This window comes from uncultured Shimia sp. (genome assembly GCF_947493595.1).
Taxonomy (GTDB): Bacteria; Pseudomonadota; Alphaproteobacteria; order Rhodobacterales; family Rhodobacteraceae; genus Shimia.
The window spans coordinates 1-15598 of record NZ_CANLRL010000012.1 but is presented as its reverse complement, the minus strand read 5'-3'; the positions used below and the strand labels follow the sequence as shown (position 1 = coordinate 15598).

Sequence of the window (15598 nt, the reverse complement as noted above, 5' to 3'; positions counted from 1 at the left end):
CATGGGGCAGGCGGATGACTTGTTTTCTGTGGCGCCAACACCAGCTGATGAGGAAAGCCTTCTGCATGCGTCTTGCGTGGCAGATGGCGGGCGTGCTGTTCTCATTTGTGGGGCTTCTGGGCGCGGAAAGTCCGGGCTTGCGCTTCAATTGATGGCCTATGGGGCGCAACTGATTGCGGATGATCAAACCATTGTCTGTCAAACGGGGGCACAACTGTTGGCCTCGGCACCTGACACAACAAGCGGCCTGATAGAGGCGCGTGGCGTGGGGATATTGCGTGCGGTTCCCATGAAGAGAGTGCCACTACGCTTGGTGGTGGACCTGGACCAAGTTGAAGATCAAAGGCTGCCTCACCCAAGGGACGTTCACATAATGGGCCATGTGCTTCCGGTGATTTATAAAGTGGATGCGCCGTATTTTGCCGCGGCAGTGCTTCAGTTTTTACGCCATGGAAGGAACGCATAAATGACCAGTGCGAAAGGCCCGCAGGGCAAGGTCCCTTTGGTATTGCTGACCGGCCCTTCAGGTGCGGGGCGCTCCACGGCCATCAAGGCTCTGGAGGACGCGGGGTTTGAAACCATTGATAATTTGCCGCTTGGTCTGCTGCCGCGTTTGTTGTCGGGGCAGCCTCCAAAGCGGCCTATGGCGCTGAGTTTGGATGTCCGCAATCGAGACTTTTCGCCAGCCGCGATAATTGAGGCATTGGAGTTGGTTGATGAGTTTCCCAATGTCGCCCCAGAGTTGCTGTATTTGGATTGTCGTGCTGAGGTTTTGCGGCGGCGCTACAATGAAACCAGACGCAATCACCCACTTGATCGCAAGGAAGATCCGAATGCAGGTATCCAAAGAGAGCTCACTCTCTTAGAGGATGTGCAAGCTCGAGCAACTGTGTTGATGGACACGTCAGAAATGACGCCACATGAGTTGCGTCACGCAGTACAAAGTCGGTTTGCCCCGCACACTGATCAGGCGATTGGCATTACCGTTCAATCGTTTAGCTACAAGCGCGGGCTGCCACAGGGCGCAGATCTCGTGCTCGATTGTCGTTTTCTACATAATCCCCATTGGCGGGACGAATTACGTGACATGGACGGCGGAGATGCGCCGGTGGGGGCCTACATCGCGACAGATCCTGGGTTCGATCCATTTGTGCACTCCATTGAGATGGCGCTGGAACACGCACTACCCGGTTATGTCCGTGAAGGCCGCAATCATCTCCAGGTGGCTTTTGGTTGCACTGGAGGGAAACACCGGTCCGTTTTCCTAACCGAGACCATTGCCGAATCCCTTGCAAATAGGGGCTGGCGGGTGTCTATAAGGCATCGCGAACTCAATCGGTACGCTGTGCTTAGCGCGGCGCCGCCGGTCGCAGAAGATGGGGAACAGATAGCTTGATCGGTATCGTGATCGTGGCACATGGTGGGCTGGCCAATGAATACTTGGCGGCCATGGAACATGTCGTTGGCGCGCAAAATGGCGTCAGCGCGATTACCATTGAACCAGATCATGATCGCGCCCAAAAACAGCGTGAAATATGTTCGGCCGCAGATGTCGTGGATCAAGGCGACGGGGTCGTTGTGGTCACTGATATGTTTGGCGGCTCTCCGTCAAATTTGAGCTTGCGCGCCTGTGCCCCTGCCAATCGGCGCATTCTTTACGGTGCAAATTTGCCGATGTTAATTAAGCTGGCCAAGAGCCGTCATCTTGACGTTGCAGATGCAGTCAGAGCGGCACTGGAAGCTGGTCGCAAATATATCGATAGTCAAAACATTCAAACAGGGTAAGCAGATGAGCAACGTCATCCAACGCACGATGCAAATCGTGAATGAAAAAGGCCTGCACGCGCGGGCATCTGCAAAGCTGGTTGAGGTTGTTGAAGGCTTTGACGCGACGGCAGAAGTATCAAAGGATGGCTTGAGTGCAGGGGGCGACAGTATTATGGGGTTGCTGATGCTGGCAGCTTCCAAGGGTACCAGCATTGAGGTGGAAACCAGCGGGCCTGATTCGCTGGCCTTGGCCGATGCCATTGAGGCACTTGTTGTAGACAAGTTCGGCGAAGGGTTCTGAGTTAAGTGACAGCATAGGAAGACGAACTTGGTAGATACGGTGCCAGAGGCGCAGGTTGGCAAACCTGCAACCGAAACGGAAGGTCAAATCTATGACCGCCGGACGCTGACCTACGCCAATTCGTTTGATGACCGCTGGACGTCGTTTGCGATTCGTACAATTGAGTGGATGACCGGCAAGTTGAAGATCTTGCGCATGGTCAACAAGTTTGAGCGCGACAACGAACAATATCGTGGGCAGAAGTTTTGGCGCGGCGCGCTCAATGTCATGGGCATCGAGCTAAAAACCCCACTTGAGCAGTTGCAGAATATCCCGAAAGATGGGCCTGTTGTGGTTGTTGCCAATCATCCCCACGGGATGGTTGATGGCATGATTTTTGCTGATTTGATTGGGCGCGTGCGGCAGGATTACCGAATTCTGACGCGCTCCGTTTTGACTGGCTTGGATGAGGCGGCGTCCAGTTTTATGATTCCAGTGCCGTTCCCGCATGACCCTGACGCGCAACGCAAAATGGTCGAGATGCGCGGCAAGACAATGTCTCATCTTAAAGATGGGGGCGTTGTTGCTCTGTTTCCTTCCGGTGTCGTGATGAGCTCTGACACTTGGTTTGGTCCGGCTGTAGAGCAGGAGTGGAACGTGTTCACAGCCCAGTTGATCCGCCGTTCTGGCGCACGGGTTGTGCCGATTTTTTATCCAGGGCAAAACAGCCGCGCGTATCAAATTGCCAACAAAGTGTCCCCAATTTTCCGACAGGGTCTGTTGCTGCATGAAATTGTGCGCTCTTGTAACAAGCCTCAGGCCCCCGTTGTTGGGGCTCCGTTGACAGACGAGCAGATGGCTCAATTGCACACCGATCCGCGTGGATTCATGGCGTGGCTGCGGCAGCATACGCTTGATTTGGGCAAAGAGGCCTGATGGACAGATCCAAGTAAAAAGCGAGGCCAGGGTCTCGCTTTTTTGTTAAGTCACCGGGTGGGGAGTGGCGTGTCGCCGCGGTAGTCGTAGAAACCGCGTTTGGTTTTGCGACCAAGCCACCCAGCTTCAACATATTTGGTCAACAGCGGGCAAGGGCGATACTTGGTGTCGGCCAGGCCGTCATGCAGTACGTTCATGATGGCGAGGCAGGTGTCCAAGCCAATAAAATCAGCCAGTTCAAGTGGCCCCATTGGGTGGTTTGCGCCAAGCTTTAGGGCGTTGTCGATAGACGCAACATTTCCCACCCCTTCGTACAACGTGTAGCAGGCCTCATTGATCATTGGGATCAAGATACGGTTCACGATAAATGCAGGGAAGTCTTCGGAGCTGGCCGCTGTTTTGCCAAGCTTCTCTACAATGTCATGGCAGGTTTTATAGGTCTCTTCGTCGGTGGCGATGCCACGGATCAGCTCGACCAGTTTCATCATCGGAACCGGATTCATGAAGTGGAACCCCATAAACCGTTCGGGACGGTCGGTGCGCGAGGCCAATCGGGTAATAGAGATCGAAGATGTATTGGATGTGAGGAGCGTGTCTGGGCCTAGATGGGGCTTCAAAGTATCAAAAATTTGATGCTTGATTTCTTCTCTTTCGGTTGCTGCTTCGATTACCAGATCAGTACCGCCAAGGGCCGGTAGCTCCAGAGTGGTCTGAATGCGGCCCATCGCGGTGGCTTTTTCAAGTTCTGAAATCAACTCTTTGCTGACCTGGCGTTCCAGGTTTTTCTCGATCCGCGCGACGGCTGCATCAAGCGCGTTCTGGTTGATATCATTCAATAGTACATCATATCCGGCAAGCGCCATGACATGCGCGATACCGTTGCCCATTTGGCCTGCTCCAACGACGCCAATCGACTTGATGTCCATAGTTGATATCCTCTCAAAATGCTTGGCTGACCATAGGCCTGCGGGCGCAGAACCTGCAAGAGGGCAGGGCCTCTAAAACTTGCCTCAAAGTGACCCATTAGCTTTTTCGCAAGGGCTTTCGGCGATTCTCTACCTTGGGTGAGAAAAGTAGTGGTGAGAAAATGTCTTACGAGAAGATGTCGGGCACCGAGCTCAATTACGAGCCGTGCCAGTATGGGGAATCACGTTTATTGTTTCGTGGTCCCAAAAAGGAGCTGGATGCTCCCTTTATTGCGTTTCTTGGGGGAACGGAAACCTATGGTAAATTTGTTCCCCAGCCGTTTGTGAGCCTTTTGGATGAGGTGCTGCCAATAAGCTGTGTGAATTTTGGATATGTGAATGCCGGTATTGATGCCTTTTTGGCTGAGCCGTCGGTATTGCACACCGCGCAACAATCGGATGTGACCGTGATACAGGTTATGGGGGCACAGAATATGTCCAACCGGTATTACAAGGTGCATCCACGCCGGAATGATCGCTTCATTGGCGCGTCAAACATGATGCAAATGGTGTTTAACGAAATCGACTTCAGCGAGTTTCACTTCACGCGACATATGCTGGGTACGCTGTGCGCCCGTGCGCCGGATCGCTACGCGATGGTGCGGGATGAGTTACGCATGGCGTGGAGCGCGCGCATGAAGCTACTTCTGAACACGATCGGCGGCAAAATTGTGCTGTTGTGGGTGGCGGATCATGCGCCAGAAACCGCCATGGGTACCAGTGGATTGGGGCCCGATCCATTGTTCGTGGATCGGTTGATGATCGAAGAGCTGCGCCCGATGGTCGATGACATCGTCGAAGTGGTGGTGAGCGAATACGCGCAAGCCAAAGGGATCGAAGGCATGCAATGCACCGACATGGAGCGGGTTGCCGCGCAACGCATGTTGGGTGTCGCGGCCCATCAAGAAACGGCCGAAGCGCTCCAGAAGGCGCTCTCAGAACTGACCTAGCACCAACGCACCGTGCCAGCAAAAAAGGCCCGCCTAAGTGGCGGGCCTTTGGTGTTTTGGAACTGTAGTGGTTTATCCGAGCTTCTCGGTCAGCGCTGGCACTGCGTCAAACAGATCGGCAACCAGACCAAAGTCAGCAACCTGGAAGATTGGCGCTTCTTCGTCTTTGTTGATGGCAACGATGATCTTGGAGTCTTTCATGCCAGCCAGGTGCTGAATTGCGCCGGAGATACCCGCAGCAATGTACAGCTCAGGGGCAACAACCTTACCGGTTTGACCCACTTGCCAGTCGTTTGGCGCGTAGCCGGAGTCAACTGCCGCACGGGATGCACCAACTGCGGCCCCCAGCTTGTCAGCCAGAGCTTCGATGATTTTGAAGTCTTCTTCAGAACCAACGCCTCGGCCACCGGAGACAACCACACCTGCAGAAGTCAGTTCTGGTCGGTCGCTTTCGGCAACTTTGTCTTCAACCCATTCGGACAGACCAGGGTTGTCGGCTGCGCCAGTGGTTTCCACGGCAGCGGAGCCACTTTCACCAGCGGCATCGAAAGTCGATGTGCGGAAGGTAATGACTTTGGTCGCATCGGAGGATTTCACAGTCTGGATTGCGTTACCGGCGTAGATCGGACGCTCAAAAGTGTCGGCGTCAACCACTGCGGTCACATCTGACAGCACCATCACGTCCAGAAGCGCGGCCACGCGTGGCATCACGTTCTTGGCGTCGGTGGTCGCCGGTGCAACGATGTGGCTGTAGTCGCCTGCGAGCGAAACGATCAGCGCAGCTGTTGGTTCCGCCAGGCGGTGGCCCAGAGATGCGTCTTCGGCAACCAGAACTTTGGCAACACCGTCGATCTTGGCAGCGGCTTCGCCAGCTGCAGCAGCGGAGGCGCCTGCGGCCAGAACGGTCACGTCACCGAGCGCTTTGGAAGCGGTGACAGCTTTGGCGGTGGCGTCCAGCGCCAGCTCGCCGTTGTTGACTTCTGCGAGAAGAAGAACAGCCATTACACAGCCCCCGCTTCTTTGAGTTTCTCAACCAGCTCGTCCACGGAGCCCACGATGATGCCTGCGGCACGCTCAGACGGCTCAGAAGTCTTCACAACTTCCAGGCGCGGGGTGACATCCACGCCGTAGTCGGCAGCGGTTTTCTCATCCAGCGGCTTTTTCTTCGCCTTCATGATGTTTGGCAGGGACGCATAACGCGGCTCGTTCAAGCGCAGGTCCACGGTGATGATGGTTGGCGTGTTGACCTTGATGGTCTGCAGACCACCATCCACTTCACGGGTCACAACAGCTTTGTCGCCATCGATGTCCACTTCGGAAGCGAACGTCGCCTGGGACCATCCCAACAGGGCAGACAGCATCTGGCCGGTGGCGTTCATGTCATTGTCAATTGCTTGCTTGCCGCAGAGAACAACGCCTGGCTGCTCTTCTTCAACAATTTTGGCAAGGATCTTGGCAACGGCCAGCGGCTCGATGTCCTGATCAACGCTGTCCGCAGCTACAACCAGAATGGCGCGGTCCGCGCCCATGGCCAGAGCGGTGCGCAGGGTTTCCTGTGCTTGCTTCACACCGATGGAAACGGCGACGATTTCGTCCGCTTTGCCTGCTTCCTTCAGACGGATGGCCTCTTCAACGGCAATCTCATCAAATGGGTTCATGGACATTTTGACGTTGGCGAGATCGACACCTGTGCCATCCGCTTTCACGCGGACCTTCACGTTGTAGTCAATCACGCGCTTGACAGGTACTAGTACCTTCATGGGCGTAGGACTCCTCAAAGTTTGTCAAAGCCGCCAAAGGCAGCTCATCGGAATGCTCTCACCGCGTTGATATAGTGTGCGGCGCGGCTGAAACAGAGCAAAATCGTCACGTTTTAGGGCAACGACGTCGCGTACCAGCGTTTTCACGCCACGTTTCTTGCAAGAATGTTTCCGCAGTGCAGAAAAGTTACGTAAGGGGATTTTGCGTCAAGGGATTTGATGGCGCTAACGGCTTGATTCAACCTTTCAGCGATTCGCTCCAGGCACCCAAAGCACGTCTGCGCGGCCTTCATCATTGGCAATGCGCGCGGCAACAAAGAACCAGTCGCTGAGGCGGTTGAGGTAGGTCACTGCGTCTGCATTGATGTCCTCTGATTGGGATAATTCGACTGACAGTCGCTCTGCGCGGCGCGCTACGGTGCGGCAAACATGCAGCTGTGCGGCCAATGCGGATCCACCTGGTAGGATAAAGCTGCGCAGCGGCTCGAGCTGTGCGTTCATCGCGTCAATCTCTGCTTCGAGGCGTTCGACCTGTGACGCTACGATGCGCAGCGGCGGATATTCTGCCTCACTGTCTTTCGCCATGTCTGGTCGACAAAGATCTGCGCCCAAATCAAAAAGGTCGTTCTGGATGCGGGCTAAAGCGGCATCTGTGTCCGCTTCCGCATGCAGACGCGCAACGCCCAAAAATGCGTTTAGTTCATCCGTGGTGCCATAAGCGGCAACCCGTGCTTCGTGTTTGGCAACGCGGTCTCCATTGCCCAAGGCGGTGGTGCCTTTGTCGCCGGTCCGGGTGTAGATTTTGTTGAGAACAACCATGAGATCAACCTCCGCTGCGCAGCCAGACAAAGCCGACGATTAAAACGACAGCCACAAATTGCGCCAATAGGCGGAGACGCATGATTTTGTTGGCATGCTTTTTGTTGAACTCACCACCTTTGGCAAAGCCGCCAATACCAACCAGCAAAATAAACAGCACGGCAAGGCATGCGACAGCGGCAAACCAGAACAAGGGATCATTGGCCATTGGGAACTCCATCTTCAGCGGTGGCACTGGTGTAACTTGTCATGGCGCGGAACTGAACCACCTTTGACATGACGTCGCATCAGGCCTTGGAGACCACCCAATCGAGCAGTGATGTTGGGAGCACTCGACGACAGACATTCATGACATGTGCGGGCGTCGTGACCCGATAGCGTGCACGGGGGCGCTTGGCCTCCAGGGCATGGACCAGCTTTTTGCAAACGGCCTCCGCTGGGAGTTCAAACGGGTCGAGGCCTTCCTGTTTTTCGGTGAACCGTTTGACCAGTCCTTGCCTGTAATCTTCCGAGAAGGCCGAGTTTTCCCAATCAATCCATTCAAAGAATTGCGCCGCGTTGTTTTTCCGCATATCTGACGTGATTGGGCCTGGCTCAATGAGGCTGACATGGATTGGCGTGTCCCGAAGTTCAATCCTCATGCTGTCAGTTAAACCTTCGAGCGCGTGTTTGCTGGCGACATAAGCGCCGCGATAGCGCATGGAAACATAGCCGAGAACGGAGGAGTTTTGCACGATCCGGCCGTGGCCCTGCGCCCGCATCACCGGAATCACTTGCCGTGTTAGGTCATGCCAGCCAATGACATTGCTTTCCATGAGGTCGCGCAATCCATCGGCCGGCAGATCCTCTATGGCGCCGGGCATGCCGCGGGCCCCATTATTGAAGAGCGCATCCAAAGTGCCGTTGGTTGCCGCTAGCACCTCGTGCAATCCGGAGCGGATACTTGCGCTGTCCCGCAACTCAATTTGGGGGCTGTCAAAGCCGGCATTTTGCAGACGTGCGCAGTCTTTTGGATTGCGACAAGACGCAAAAACGCGCCAACCTCGGGCACGTAGGCCATGTGCCGCGGCCAATCCAATGCCAGACGAACAGCCAGTAATTAGGATGGATTTTTGCGTCATCTGCGCCCCAATTTATGCAATTCGGGCGCAGACTACGTGGCTTACCGGTTTGAGGCCACCAGCATTTTGGACGACATCCAGCCAATTCGGCCGCTTTCAGGATCACGCAGTTTCACCCAGCCAGAGCCATTTTCACGCAGGACTTCTACCTCACTGTCGCGCGCCAAGACCATCAGCACGCTGTAGGACGTGCCGGGCCCGCCGCGCATGTTCACACGGGAACCGCGGACGCGACGGAAGTCATTCGGTTGCGGGCTGTTCAAGGCAAGTGAGACAGAATCTCCAATGGCCGCGTCCGTTGCATCCGATTTTATCAGCACCGGTGCCCCGGGCGTTGCGAAAGCATCTAAACCGGTGGCCAATGAGGCGACGACAACTGGCGCTGTTTCTGGCTGAGTGTCATCTCCAATATTCACAGCGGTTGATGCCGGTAGAAGTTCAGCTGGTGTGCCGCCTTGAGAGGCGACTGGCGTTGCCCTGACTTTGATTATTGGCACAGACAGCGCAGCCCGTGCCACAACCGGGGCGTCTTCGGTTTGCTGAGGCGTGTCGCTCTTGGTCGCATGGGTGCGCGATTTGGGTTCAAATTCAGACCCGCCACTTAGCTCCCAAAAAATCCAACCTAACAATGCAAGACTTAGAAATACAAACTTATTCACAATTCAACCCCCAGGAGAATCACCTGTTCACACACCAGTGTCGGCTAACAGGTTCTACGAAAGGTTTACACTGCGGATATCTTATCATGTCGGGGAAAAAATCGCGAGTGTTCCCTCGCATCTGCTTTACCGGCGCACCGTCAAAAGCTATCAGCAGAGTATGACTGATCTGATCGATGATGACCTCCCTTCACAGAATGTGACCGAGCCGCTGCGACGCGCCATTGGTGACCGCTACCTGACCTATGCGCTGAGCACGATTATGCACCGGGCGCTGCCAGACGCGCGAGACGGGTTGAAGCCAGTTCACCGGCGTATTCTCTATGCCATGCGTGAACTAAAGCTTAGCGCGACGGGCGGCTTCCGGAAGTCGGCGAAGATTTCTGGTGACGTGATGGGCAACTATCACCCGCACGGTGACGCCGCGATTTATGATGCGATGGCGCGTTTGGCGCAGGACTTTAACGTGCGGTATCCGCTGGTTGATGGTCAGGGGAACTTCGGCAATATCGACGGCGATAACCCGGCGGCGAGCCGATACACAGAAGCCCGGATGACTTCTGTTGCCGAGGCTCTGCTGGATGGGCTTAACGAAGATGCCGTTGATTTTAGGGAGAATTACGACGGCACTCTGCGTGAGCCGGTGGTTTTGCCAGCAACATTCCCCAATCTTTTGGCCAATGGCTCAAGCGGTATTGCTGTGGGCATGGCCACCAATATTCCGCCGCATAATATCAGCGAGCTGTGTGACGCCTGTTTGCACATGATCAAAACGCCGGACGTGCGGGAAGATACGCTGCTCAACTATGTGCCGGGGCCGGACTTTCCGACCGGTGGCGTGATTGTTGAACCACCCGAAAGCATTGCGCAGGCCTATCGCACCGGGCGCGGCTCTTTCCGTTTGCGCTGTAAGTGGGAGAAGGAGGACCTTGGACGCGGGCAGTGGCAGATTGTTGTCACCGAGATTCCGTATCAGGTTCAGAAGTCCAAGCTGATCGAGAAACTGGCAGAGCTGATCCAGACCAAGAAGGTGCCTATTCTCGCCGATGTGCGCGATGAATCAGCAGATGACATTCGCGTGATCTTGGAGCCGAAAAGCAAGAACGTTGAGCCTGAAGTGCTCATGAACATGCTTTATCGCAGCAGTGATTTGGAGATTCGGTTCTCTTTGAATATGAACGTCTTGATTGATGGGGTGACGCCAAAAGTCTGCTCCATGAAAGAGGTTCTGCGGGCGTTTCTGGATTTCCGCCGTGAGGTTTTGATCCGCCGGTCCAAACACCGGATGGAGAAGATTGACCACCGTCTGGAGGTCTTGGAAGGCTTCATCATCGCCTTCCTGAACCTGGACCGCGTGATTGATATCATCCGTTATGACGATGCGCCGAAGCAGGCGTTGATGGCGGAGGATTGGGATCTGGATCATCCGCGTGCGCGCGATGAGAAAGATTACAAATCGCCGCTTCCAGGCTCTGGTTCGCCCCAGCTGACCGAGGTGCAATCCGAGGCTATTCTCAACATGCGTCTGCGCAGCCTGCGCCGTCTGGAAGAGTTGGAGCTGGTGCGCGAACGGGATGCTCTTCGAGAAGAACGTGCTGGAATCGTTGCGCTTTTGGGCAATGATGAGTTGCAATGGCAACGTATTTCCGAACAGCTCAAAGAGGCCAAAAAGACCTTTGGGAAAGACTACGAAGGTGGCGCGCGGCGCACGGTGTTCTCTGAGGCGGCTGAGGTTGAAGAGGTGCCAATTGAGGCAATGATTGATCGGGAACCGATCACGATTGTTTGCTCTCAGATGGGCTGGATTCGCGCCATGTCAGGCCACATTGATCTGATGCGGGAGCTGAAGTTCAAAGATGGCGACGGGCCGCGATTCATCTTCCATGCCGAAACCACGGACCGGCTTTTGATGTTTGGTTCCAACGGGCGGTTCTACACGCTGAGCGCGGCAAATTTACCGGGCGGACGGGGTATGGGTGAACCAGTTCGGTTGATGGTGGATTTGCCAAATGAGGCTGAAATTATTGACATTTTTGTGCATAAGCCAGATCGCAAGCTGTTGGTGGCCAGCAGTGCGGGTGACGGGTTTGTGGTGCCAGAGAAAGACGTGATTGCACAGACCCGGACCGGCAAACAGGTGCTGAATGTCAAAGACGACAACCGCGCGATGATCTGCCATCCGGTGGCGGGCGATCATGTAGCGGTGGTGTCCAAAAACGGCCGTTTCCTGGTCTTCCCGATTTCCGAGATGCCAGAACTTGGGCGCGGAAAAGGTGTGCGAATTCAGAAGTATAACATGGCGCGCGGGCGTCAGGGGACGCTGGAATTGGACGGCGGGCTGTCCGACATCACCACGTTTGAATGGGAAAATGGTTTGACCTGGTCGATGGGTGGCAGTGGCAAAACGCGGCATGAGCCGGACCTGTCAGATTGGCTTGGGAAACGGGCCGGGGTGGGCAAGAAAGCGCCCTACGGGTTCCCTAAAGACTACAAGTTTGACACATAAATTTCGGGGGCCGTTGCGCCCCCGTTTTTGTTTGATATGGCACGTCGGTACTGCGTCGGTATCACGACTGTTTTGCGGAGGTGCGCGGTTTTGACAAAAAAACGACACGCGAAACGGTCGGTGTGGCTACGAATCGTATTGATTCTGCGCGTTTGGGTTGAGTGCCGGAAAGGGCGTGGGGGACACATTTTGGAATGTGTCTGGCACAAAGTCCGAAACGATTGGCGCCTTGTCTCAAGGTAAGATTTCTTTGCATCGCCATCTCTCTCTTTGGGAGGGAACGAAGCCCTCTTCAGAATTGCAGAGGGAGATGACATGTCAGATTGGATCGCAAAAGGAGCAGAGCGCGCCTATTGGGACGCCTGCCAGACCTTTGCCGAAGGAACCTATTTTGTCGAGGGGTGCTGGGCCTGGATGGCTGATGATGAACCGTCTGAAAATGTTTCTTTCGAGTTGACCTGTTTTGAAGGTCAGAAAGAGGTCGAGGTAATTCAGGCGCTGAACACGCAATACATTGACTGGTGTGCGGCGAGCGGTTTCAGGCCTCGCAAGACATATGCGTTTGAGGGCCTCACAGATACGCTGGATGGGCGCGCGATAGATTTGCGGGCCTGACCACCGCTTGGTTGCCTTGACCTAATCTATCGTAGGCGGCACCGCCCGTTGATACAGATGCCACGTGGTGTGTCCCAGAATCGGCAATGTGAAGATCAGCCCTAGGAATGCAGGCACCAGCGACAGCAGCATGGTGGCCGAGATGATTGCGGCCCATGTCAGCATGACAACCGGGTTCTCTTTGACCACATGCACAGAGGTCAGCATGGCGGTCACAAAGTCGGTTTCGCGGTCCAGCAGCATCGGCATGGCGATCACGGTCACCGAAAACAGCGCGGCGGAGAGCAGGGCGCCGGCGCAGGTGCCGATGGCGAGGAAGGTCCAGCCTTCAGGCGTGAGGAAGACCACATTCAGGAAGCCGGCGAAGTCCGAAAAGGACGCGTCTTGCAGAATGATCGCCAGCCACAGACGGATTTGGTAGACCCAGACCCAGAAGATGAAGAGCGTGACAAAGGCCATCCAGCCCATCTCGCGTTTATGTTGGCGCGCCATGACGGTGAGGATGTCGGACCAGGTGAAACTTTGCCCCGTTTGGCGGCGGCGGGACATTTCATAGAGGCCTGCGGCGGCAAAGGGCGCGACAAGTGGGAAGCCAACGGAGGCCGGGATGATCATCCAGATTTTGCCAAGCCACGCGAGACACCAGACAAAGAGGATACCGAAGGCGGCATAAAACAGGCCGAAGAAGCCGCTCATAACCGGGTGGGCGAGGAAGTCGTCAAACCCGGCTTTGAGCGCGACGTTGATGTCTTGTGACGTCATTTTGTTGGTCTCGGGAGTGAGCTGCGGCCGTGGCGGCAGCTTTTCCTGGGCGTCGGGCTTGGTGGTCTCGGATGTCATGACGTGGGCCTCCCTTACCAACAAGTGTGCGGCACGGGGCGGTAATCCGGCAAGGGGTGTATGTTTAATCGAGAGGTGTCGCCTGCAGCCAGACGCCACCCTCAGGGCGCAAGGTGAGGATCATCACTGGTTTGGGCGGCTTGCCCTCGACCAGATCAAAGCGGAAGCGTTTGAGGAGAGTGGCGAGCACAATCACCGCTTCCTGAATGGCAAAGCTGGCGCCGATGCAGATGCGGGGGCCATCACCGAATGGCAGGTAGGCGTAGCGGTCGATGGCTTTGCGGTCGGCAAAACGTTCCGGCTTGAAGGCGTCGGGGTCGTCCCAAAGCAGGCGATTGCGCTGCAAGGTATAGATAGGGATCATGACGGTGTCGCCGGGGCGGATTTCCCGGGCGCAGAGCATGTCGTTGGTCTGCGCGGTGCGGGAGATGATGCCTGCCGGTGGGTAGAGGCGCAGGGTTTCGTCGATGATCTGGCGCACATAGGTCAGCTCCAGCGCTTGCTCGCCGGTGATCGGGCCATCGTCACAGATGTCGGCAATCTCGGCGCGGGCTTTGCTTTGCACCTCTGGGTCAAAGGCACAGAGATACAACGCCCAAGCGAGGGTGAGCGCGGTGGTCTCGTGGCCTGCCACAATGAAGGTCAGCAGATTGTCGCGCAGCTCTGCGGTGTTCATGGTTTTTTTTGTTTCAGGGTCGACACCGGCGAGCAGCAGATCAAGCAAGTCGGGCGTGTCTTTGGCGCCGCGCGCTTTGCGGGCTTCGATGGCTGTGTCGGCGACCTGCTTCATGTCTCCCAGAGCGTTGCCGGACATTATGCGGCCGGGACGCGGCACCCAGTCGGGCAGGCCCAGCATATCCAAGAGCGAGATTTTGCCCGCTTCGGCGATGTAATCATCGATGGCCTGATGCACTTTGGAGCTGTCAAAGCTGCCGTCTCCGGAGAACGTCACCTCGCTGATCACGTCAAATGTGGTCTGCACCATTTCGCTCATCATATCGACGGCGTGGGGGGCTTGGTCCGCGATGCGGGTGGCGGCGCGCTCGGCAGCCTGGGACATGACCGGGGCGAGGTTGGCGATGTTGCGATGGGTGAACACCGGGGCAGCGGCGCGGCGTTGCCAGCGCCAGTGGGCGCCCTCGGCGATAAACAGGCTGTCGCCAATCGCCGGGCGCAGGATGTTTTTGGTGGCTTTGGACTTTGGGTAGTCATCTACCTTGTCAAGCAGGATGCGCCGGATCGCGCCCGGGTCCATGACCATGTGCCAGCGAATGCCGGTGCGGCCGGAGACCATGGGCTGGCGCACCGCGAGTTCCGGCAGGATTGAAAGCAGATTGCTGCGGGCGGCTTTCAGCGAACCAAACAGGCCAAGCGGCTCGGTCGCGAGCTTGGCGTGCACAGGCAGCCGGGGCGTTGTGTCGTCGGGGGCGGGTGCGGGATGAGACATCATGGTTCTCCTTACGCATCAGAATAGGCGAGGGATCAGAGCGCACAAAGCCTTTGATTGCGCGGACACAGGCAATCCGATATGTCAGCCGCTAATATTGAGGAAGAGCGGCGGAGAATAATGCCCATGATCAGACTGGTAGCATGCATCGCGGCATTGGCTGCGCTGGTGTCTTGTACGGCGCCCACAATTGAGGTCACGGATGAGACGCTGGATTTGGGCGATTTTGTGCTGGGCCACAACATCGTGGTTGCGCCGGATATTCAAAAAGGCCCGCTGTCGCGTGAGGCGGACACCGAGGCGTTTATTGCCAGCATGAAAAACGCGATTGACGCGCGCATGGGGGCAGCGCGCTATGACGGTACGCGGCTGGTGCATTTTGGTGTGAACATCAACGGCTATGCGCTGGCCCAAAAAGGCGTGCCGCTGATCCTGCAACCAAAGTCGGCGATCATCCTCACTGTGACCGCATGGGATGACCGGGCGGGAGGCAAGTTCAATGAAGAAGCCAAAGAGATCTTTGTGTTGGAAAGCTTCACCGGATCATCGCTGATTGCCTCCAGCGGATTCTCGATGACTGCGGAAGAACAGATGGCCAATTTGACCTACAACGCGGCCCGTCAGATCGAAAAATGGATGCACGAAAACCGCGCCTGTTTGGTGGACGATGTGTCGGCCGCAGATCTCGCTAACTGTTGGACAGACAACAAAGACGAGGAAATGCGCAACCGGTTGCGCGAGCATAAAGAACGCCAGGGTTAAAGCAGGCTTGATTTTTTTCGCGTTAGGCCATATGTCGCGCGCGGTAGAGGAAAACGGGTCAATGTGACCCAACCACAATGAGAAGGCGCCCGAGATGGCTAAGGAAAAGTTTGAGCGCAGTAAACCGCACTGCAACATCGGCACCATTGGTCACGTTGACCACGGTAAAAC

The 15598-nt window shown here is 56.0% G+C and carries 18 protein-coding genes and 1 pseudogene; 10 read left to right on the top strand and 9 right to left on the bottom strand.

Annotated elements, in window-relative coordinates:
- Position 1: 1 nt before the first annotated feature.
- The 5 genes from Q0955_RS19730 to Q0955_RS19710 are packed head-to-tail and all read left to right on the top strand — an operon-like array spanning position 2 to position 2983.
- Positions 2-466: an HPr kinase/phosphatase C-terminal domain-containing protein gene (locus Q0955_RS19730; protein ID WP_299428247.1), complete on the top strand. Its 465-nt coding sequence runs from the start codon at positions 2-4 to the stop codon at positions 464-466.
- Complete coding sequence (gene rapZ / locus Q0955_RS19725) at positions 467-1396, top strand: RNase adapter RapZ (RefSeq protein ID WP_299428244.1); 930 nt, start codon at positions 467-469, stop codon at positions 1394-1396.
- The gene (locus tag Q0955_RS19720; RefSeq protein ID WP_299428241.1) at positions 1393-1785 is read left to right on the top strand and encodes a PTS fructose transporter subunit IIA; all 393 of its coding nucleotides are present in this window, start codon (positions 1393-1395) and stop codon (positions 1783-1785) included. The genes rapZ and Q0955_RS19720 overlap by 4 nt, the downstream gene beginning before the upstream one ends.
- A gap of 4 nt (positions 1786-1789) precedes the next feature.
- Positions 1790-2068, top strand: coding sequence for an HPr family phosphocarrier protein (locus Q0955_RS19715; protein WP_299428238.1), 279 nt, complete (start codon positions 1790-1792; stop codon positions 2066-2068).
- Between the two features lie 27 nt (positions 2069-2095).
- Complete coding sequence (locus tag Q0955_RS19710) at positions 2096-2983, top strand: lysophospholipid acyltransferase family protein (RefSeq protein ID WP_299428235.1); 888 nt, start codon at positions 2096-2098, stop codon at positions 2981-2983.
- Positions 2984-3033: 50 nt separating this feature from the next.
- Here Q0955_RS19710 and Q0955_RS19705 read toward each other — a convergent pair whose 3' ends face one another.
- Complete coding sequence (locus tag Q0955_RS19705; protein WP_299428232.1) at positions 3034-3909, bottom strand: 3-hydroxybutyryl-CoA dehydrogenase; 876 nt, start codon at positions 3907-3909, stop codon at positions 3034-3036.
- Between the two features lie 161 nt (positions 3910-4070).
- On the opposite strand from Q0955_RS19705, the gene Q0955_RS19700 reads away from it, so the two are divergent.
- Entirely contained in the window at positions 4071-4898 is an 828-nt protein-coding gene (locus Q0955_RS19700) for a DUF6473 family protein (protein WP_299428229.1), read from the top strand.
- A 72-nt stretch (positions 4899-4970) separates the two neighbouring features.
- Here the strand turns inward: Q0955_RS19700 and Q0955_RS19695 are convergent, their stop codons facing one another.
- From Q0955_RS19695 to Q0955_RS19670, 6 genes are all read right to left on the bottom strand, one after another.
- Positions 4971-5900: an FAD-binding protein gene (locus Q0955_RS19695; protein WP_299428226.1), complete on the bottom strand. Its 930-nt coding sequence runs from the start codon at positions 5898-5900 to the stop codon at positions 4971-4973.
- Complete coding sequence (locus Q0955_RS19690) at positions 5900-6658, bottom strand: electron transfer flavoprotein subunit beta/FixA family protein (RefSeq protein WP_299428223.1); 759 nt, start codon at positions 6656-6658, stop codon at positions 5900-5902. The genes Q0955_RS19695 and Q0955_RS19690 overlap by 1 nt, the downstream gene beginning before the upstream one ends.
- A gap of 246 nt (positions 6659-6904) precedes the next feature.
- The gene (locus tag Q0955_RS19685; RefSeq protein ID WP_299428220.1) at positions 6905-7477 is read right to left on the bottom strand and encodes a cob(I)yrinic acid a,c-diamide adenosyltransferase; all 573 of its coding nucleotides are present in this window, start codon (positions 7475-7477) and stop codon (positions 6905-6907) included.
- Positions 7478-7481: 4 nt separating this feature from the next.
- Positions 7482-7685: a twin transmembrane helix small protein gene (locus tag Q0955_RS19680; protein ID WP_299428217.1), complete on the bottom strand. Its 204-nt coding sequence runs from the start codon at positions 7683-7685 to the stop codon at positions 7482-7484.
- Positions 7686-7764: 79 nt separating this feature from the next.
- Complete coding sequence (locus Q0955_RS19675; protein ID WP_299428214.1) at positions 7765-8598, bottom strand: SDR family NAD(P)-dependent oxidoreductase; 834 nt, start codon at positions 8596-8598, stop codon at positions 7765-7767.
- Between the two features lie 41 nt (positions 8599-8639).
- Entirely contained in the window at positions 8640-9257 is a 618-nt protein-coding gene (locus tag Q0955_RS19670; protein ID WP_299428211.1) for an SH3 domain-containing protein, read from the bottom strand.
- Between the two features lie 160 nt (positions 9258-9417).
- On the opposite strand from Q0955_RS19670, the gene parC reads away from it, so the two are divergent.
- Together parC and Q0955_RS19660 are read left to right on the top strand one after the other, a co-directional pair.
- Complete coding sequence (gene parC / locus Q0955_RS19665; protein WP_299428208.1) at positions 9418-11763, top strand: DNA topoisomerase IV subunit A; 2346 nt, start codon at positions 9418-9420, stop codon at positions 11761-11763.
- Between the two features lie 315 nt (positions 11764-12078).
- On the top strand, positions 12079-12378 hold the full coding sequence (locus Q0955_RS19660) for a hypothetical protein (protein WP_299428205.1): 300 nt from the start codon (positions 12079-12081) through the stop codon (positions 12376-12378).
- Positions 12379-12399: 21 nt separating this feature from the next.
- On the opposite strand, the gene Q0955_RS19655 is transcribed toward Q0955_RS19660, so the two are convergent.
- Both Q0955_RS19655 and Q0955_RS19650 read right to left on the bottom strand, forming a co-directional pair.
- A complete protein-coding gene (locus Q0955_RS19655; RefSeq protein WP_299428202.1) occupies positions 12400-13218 on the bottom strand; it encodes a DUF2189 domain-containing protein in 819 nt (272 codons plus the stop codon).
- A gap of 64 nt (positions 13219-13282) precedes the next feature.
- On the bottom strand, positions 13283-14665 hold the full coding sequence (locus Q0955_RS19650; RefSeq protein ID WP_299428200.1) for a cytochrome P450: 1383 nt from the start codon (positions 14663-14665) through the stop codon (positions 13283-13285).
- 126 nt (positions 14666-14791) lie between these two features.
- Here Q0955_RS19650 and Q0955_RS19645 point away from each other — a divergent pair, with 126 nt between their 5' ends.
- Complete coding sequence (locus Q0955_RS19645) at positions 14792-15427, top strand: hypothetical protein (protein WP_299428198.1); 636 nt, start codon at positions 14792-14794, stop codon at positions 15425-15427.
- Positions 15428-15521: 94 nt separating this feature from the next.
- A pseudogene (locus tag Q0955_RS19640) lies at positions 15522-15598 on the top strand (elongation factor Tu); the annotation flags it as partial.